Annotated in this window: 4 protein-coding genes; all 4 read right to left on the bottom strand. The window is 65.4% G+C overall.

Annotated features, from left to right (window positions below; genetic code table 11):
* Positions 1-59: 59 nt before the first annotated feature.
* Positions 60-1,271, bottom strand: coding sequence for a type VII secretion-associated serine protease mycosin (gene mycP, locus AWC14_RS07425; RefSeq protein WP_249026308.1), 1,212 nt, complete (start codon positions 1,269-1,271; stop codon positions 60-62).
* Positions 1,271-2,770 (bottom strand): type VII secretion integral membrane protein EccD, encoded by a 1,500-nt coding sequence (gene eccD, locus AWC14_RS07420; RefSeq protein WP_249026307.1) that lies wholly within the window; start codon positions 2,768-2,770, stop codon positions 1,271-1,273. The genes mycP and eccD overlap by 1 nt, the downstream gene beginning before the upstream one ends.
* 37 nt (positions 2,771-2,807) lie before the next feature.
* Positions 2,808-3,110, bottom strand: coding sequence for a hypothetical protein (locus AWC14_RS07415; RefSeq protein ID WP_083071715.1), 303 nt, complete (start codon positions 3,108-3,110; stop codon positions 2,808-2,810).
* Between the two features lie 64 nt (positions 3,111-3,174).
* Positions 3,175-4,723: MinD/ParA family ATP-binding protein (locus AWC14_RS07410; protein WP_085241064.1), on the bottom strand; the 1,549-nt coding region annotated here is incomplete at its 5' end.

The raw sequence follows: 4,723 nt of genomic DNA, 5'->3' as shown, positions 1-4,723 counted from the left end.
GCGACCAGTATGACCCGACAGGCGCAGCGTTCGAATCACCGTCGAACCGCCGGCCACGATTACGGGTCATCTCTTAGGGTGTTGGTGAGTCCTTGGGCGGGTGTGTGCGCGGTGGCCAGAATTCGGTTGATCACCTGATGGGCGGATAGATCTTTGTATTTCTCGCGGATCAGCGCCGCCAGCCCCGACACGTAGGCTGCGGCGAACGAGGTGCCGTTGAGTGGAATGGGTGCACCTTTCACCAACGCAGCATTGGTCAGCGCACCTGGTTGAGGTTCAGTGGGGTCTAGGGACACGATGTTCATCGACGGTGCAGCAGCGCCCACCCAGGGCCCGGGCATCGAGTTGACATAGGGGTCGCCGGTGAGCGTTGTTCCTGCCACTGACAACACCAGGTCCGAAAAGTAACTCGGCAACGACACCGAGCGGACACCGTCCCAGTTTCGTGCGTCGCCGGGATTGGCGGGGTCGTAGCCGGGGTTTGGTTGGCAGGTTTGGTGCTGTTGGGCGCCGGTGGTTTGGTGCTGTTGGTCGCCGGTGTTGCCGGCGGCCGCGACGATCACGGCGTCGTGAACCACGGCCGCGTAGTACAGCGCACCGGCCAGTGGGCGCAGGTCTACAGGGCTTCCAGCGTCGTAGCAGGCGGTGATTGACAGGTTGATCACCGTCGCGCCGAGGTTGGCGGCGTGCACGATGGCCTTGGCCAGCGCCATCAGGTTGGCTGCCGATCGGTCGGCTTCACCGTAGCCCGGCGGCAGGTGTTCCTCAGTGAAGGCCGCGCTGGTCTGGCGGATGGAGACGATCTCCGCACCGGGTGCCACACCGACGAATCCGTCCTTGGGCGAGGGGGCGGCCGCGATGATCCCCGCGATCAGGGTGCCGTGGTGGTCGCAGTCTGACAGGCCGTCGCCTGAGACCAGGTAGTCGCCACCGCCACGCAGTCGGGCAAGCCGTGTCACTGGTTGGACGCCGGAGTCGATGACGGCAACCACTTGACCGTCGCCGCGGGCGAAGTTGTGCAGCTCGCCGACTCCGAACACGTCGCTGGCGGGGATGGTGTTGAACTGGGAATCGGCCAGAACTGCTGAGGTGGCGCACACCGTGTTTTGCTTCATCGGCAATGCGGGGGCAGGATCTGCGTCGGGTGGCGCGATATCGGCAGCGAGGTCGATGGTGGGTGGCGCGATGGCCGCCGCAGGCGGGGCGTATCCCACGGCTGCCACCGTCAACGTGACGATCGCCAAAGCGGCGACCCGACCGATCGGGTGCATCAGTGGGCCCGCGCCTTGGAGTACAGGTCCATCACCTGAAAGACAAGGGCGAACACTGAAATGTAGAGCGCCCGGTCGATCAGTTCGAGGACCTTGGCCACGATGGGGCTGACAATGCCGCGCTCCTGGATCGCCAGGATCGTGGCAATAACCATGGCCACCACCAAGATCCCCAACCCGAGCGCCCCGCGTAGGGTGTTGTCGCTCGAGACCTGCGGCACGGTCAGCAATCCCGCACCGAACGCCCCAAGGGTGGCCGCGGCCGCGATCACCACGATGGCTTGCTCTCGCGCGTCATCGAGGCTTTTCCCGCGGTAGACCAGGCACACAGAGATGACCAGCATGAAGGACCAGATCAGCCATTCATGGGTGTTGAGGCAGCGCCCGACGACCACACTGGCCGACACCAGCACCACCAGCGCTCCGATGAGCAAACCCATTCGGCAAGCGCCTGCGGTCAGAATTTGCTGTTCCTGGTTGTGAATCGATTCCAGTGCGCGGCTTGAGGTTCCGTCGCGCGGCAATGATCCCGCGTCGAGGTTGCCAGCACCTTTGCCGCGCATGAAGGGTTCGCCGGTGGCAGGCACGTAGGGCAGCGAGATCCCTGCGACCGACAGCGCCAGCCGTGATGCGATCAGCACCATGACCAAGCACAGCGCGATCGTCTGGACACCGATAACCACTGTCGGGCTGCGGTAGACAAAGTTGAGCAGGCCGATAAGGATCACCAGCACAGATCCGGCGATCACGGCGTAGTGCAGCCGCAGATGCTTACCGGTCAGCACCGATTGACACACCGCCAAGGCCAGCAGCGTCGAGGCTGCCGCGACCAGTTGGTAGATCCCCAGCGGGCGCGGCGTGATCACCAATGCAGCCGTTGCGGCCAACAGATAGGTGATCATCATCAGCGGTACCGGCACCACCGAAAACCGCTCTTTGCGGTCGGTGCGTACCAACACCACCGCGATCGCCGAGCTCACCAGCGCGACCAACCCCATCCCCCCAGCAAGGGCCGCCCGCACCGGCCACCCGGGCTGGTGCGCGCTGGTCCACACCACCGCGGTGGCGCACACCATAGCCACCACCGCCAGCAGCATGTGCAGAGAAATCCGCTTGGAAAGCGGTGAATCCCAGGACGGGAAGTGTCGCTTCAGGTAGTAGGTGATCGACTCAGCGACGTTGTCGATCAGCGGCACGTACTTTTCGCCCGGATCGGTCTTGGTCAAAAACAGCCGGGCGCCGTCGAGGATTTTCTCCTCGGCAAGTGTCTTGTCCTCATCCAGCGGCTGGTTACCGAACGTGCACAGGTGCCAGTACGCGTCGGGGTCCCGAAGCCAAGTGGTGTCCTTGTTCTCGGCGTCCAAGTGCTCGATCAGATACGGGATCAGCTCGGCTATCGCGTCAGCGACCGTGAGGTGGCTGTGCAACGGCACGTCCACCCGATGGCCGGGAATCCAGACCTGTGCGCGGCAGAAAACCTGCTGCGATGTCGCCACCATTTCAGTCCTCACTCAAATCTTCAGGCCGGCCGGCGGTTCACTGATGCTCGGCGGCGGAATGATCCTGGCTCGTCTCGCCGGCGCTTGGCCGGCGACGCGCACCATTGCGCTTCTTCGGTGCCTCGTGGCCTTGACTGGCCAGCGCCGCCGGTGTCGCCCACCCGGTTTCGAGGAGCTCGGCGATCTTGGTGCCGTAGGCTTCGGCCGCGGCGTCTTCGGCCGCTTGCGCTTGTGCCACTGCGGCTTTCTTGTCCTGGTAAGACTCTTTGAGATGGTCCAGTTCAGACAGCCGCCCCAACAAAGACTCGGTGATCGCCGCGCGGTCGGTTACCTGTGTCATGGCTGTTCGGTCTTCCCCCTCGTGTGTGGTTTTCTGCTGTGATCGCTGTTGGCTGCAACGGTGTTCAGTTGGCCGGCAGTTTGTCGAGCAAGATCGCGGCGGCGCGCACGAACTGTCGGCGAGTGTTCTTGTCGAGCAGCTCGAGCGAAATCGGGCTGGCTTCGGCCAAGTGCGCGTCGTAGGGGATCTCGAGTACCTCGACCTTCTCGTTCTTGTGGAAGCCGTGCGTGATCGACTCTTCGTCCATGTGCGGTTTGGCCGGGGATTGATGGTTGAGCAACACGATGGTGCGACTGGCCAACTCGGTGAGCCCGCGCGCACGTAGCCACGGCAACACCTCGCTCGCCGGTACGGCGCCGTCACGCGTCGGCGTCACCACCAGGATCAAGGCATCGAGGCTTTCCATGATCGTTTCGAAAGCCGGGGTGGCCGTCGAAGGCTCGGTGTCAACGAGGACGAGCTTGTGGTGGCGGCGCAGCCGCTCAAGCGCGGTGAGGTACTCGTTGGGCGCCAGCGGCTCGGCAATGAGGTCGCGACGTGATCCCAGAACCGACAGCCGATCCCGGTTGCTCAACAAGTGCGCATGCACAGCGTCGATGTTCGCTTCGTCGGCTTCGGGATCATAGGCCAACGATCTGACGTCGCCGCTGACATCGCGGTGATCTTCCTTGACCCGCATGGCCAGGGTTCCACGAGCCACCGTGTCGACGGCCACCACTCCGCCGTCTTGGCGATGGGTGGCAAGCGTCGAACCCAAGCAGATCGTGATCGACGTCTTGCCGACCCCACCTTTGAAGGCCACGACACCGATGGTTTTGCGGTATCGCAGCCGCTTGTTGATCATTGCGATGTCGTGGTCATACGCGATCTCAGCGGCACCTTTGCCCAGCGGGATCCCCATCCGGGAGATGACCGATCGCCACCCTTGCTGGGGTCCCTCGCGGCGGCCGCCCTTCACCGCGAATTCGCGCTCGGTGGTGTGCAAGGAACGTTCCTCATCGAAGCGTGCCTGCGACTCAGCTGGCGGTTGATACGGCCGTCGTGGTGGCGCCACCGCTGGCTGCACACCCGGCCGTTGCTCGGGTCGGGCCGCGTAACCGTATTCCGGCGCCACGTCGTGGGGTGCGCCGACAGGCGGGTACGGCGTATCGGGCGGGCTGTGCCGCCGCGGCGGCACCGCAAAGCTCCGCGGATCCGCGGCCGCTGCCCCGGGACGCCCCGCGTCGGCCGGCAACACTTGGGGCGGACGGCCGCGCGGCGGCTGGCCGGTGGGACGGTGCTCGCCGCCCGGGGCGTAGGCACGGCCGGCGCCCGGCGGCGGCTGCCAGAGCGGCGGGGTAGACGTCGTCGACTCGGGCGGGCCAAACTGGGGTTGCTGCGCCTCGAATGCGGCAGACGGCGCGCCGGCGGGTCGCGGTGGGGGGCCGTAGTCCGGCCGCGGCGCGCGGCTCGGGTCGGGCGCCGGCGGGGCGAAGTCCGAGGCGAACTCACGGGGTGAAGTCGGCCCGGGTGTTGAGGTGTCGTCGACGGCCTTCAGTTGATCGCCGAGCAGGCCCGAGGACTTTGCCCCGCCGAGCAGGGGCGGATCGCGATCGGGGGGCGCGGCTGAGGGG

The organism is Mycobacterium kyorinense (genome assembly GCF_002101735.1).
Taxonomy (GTDB): Bacteria; Actinomycetota; Actinomycetes; order Mycobacteriales; family Mycobacteriaceae; genus Mycobacterium; species Mycobacterium kyorinense.
Note: the sequence above shows the minus strand (reverse complement) of the source record. Positions and strands in the feature narration are given on the sequence as shown.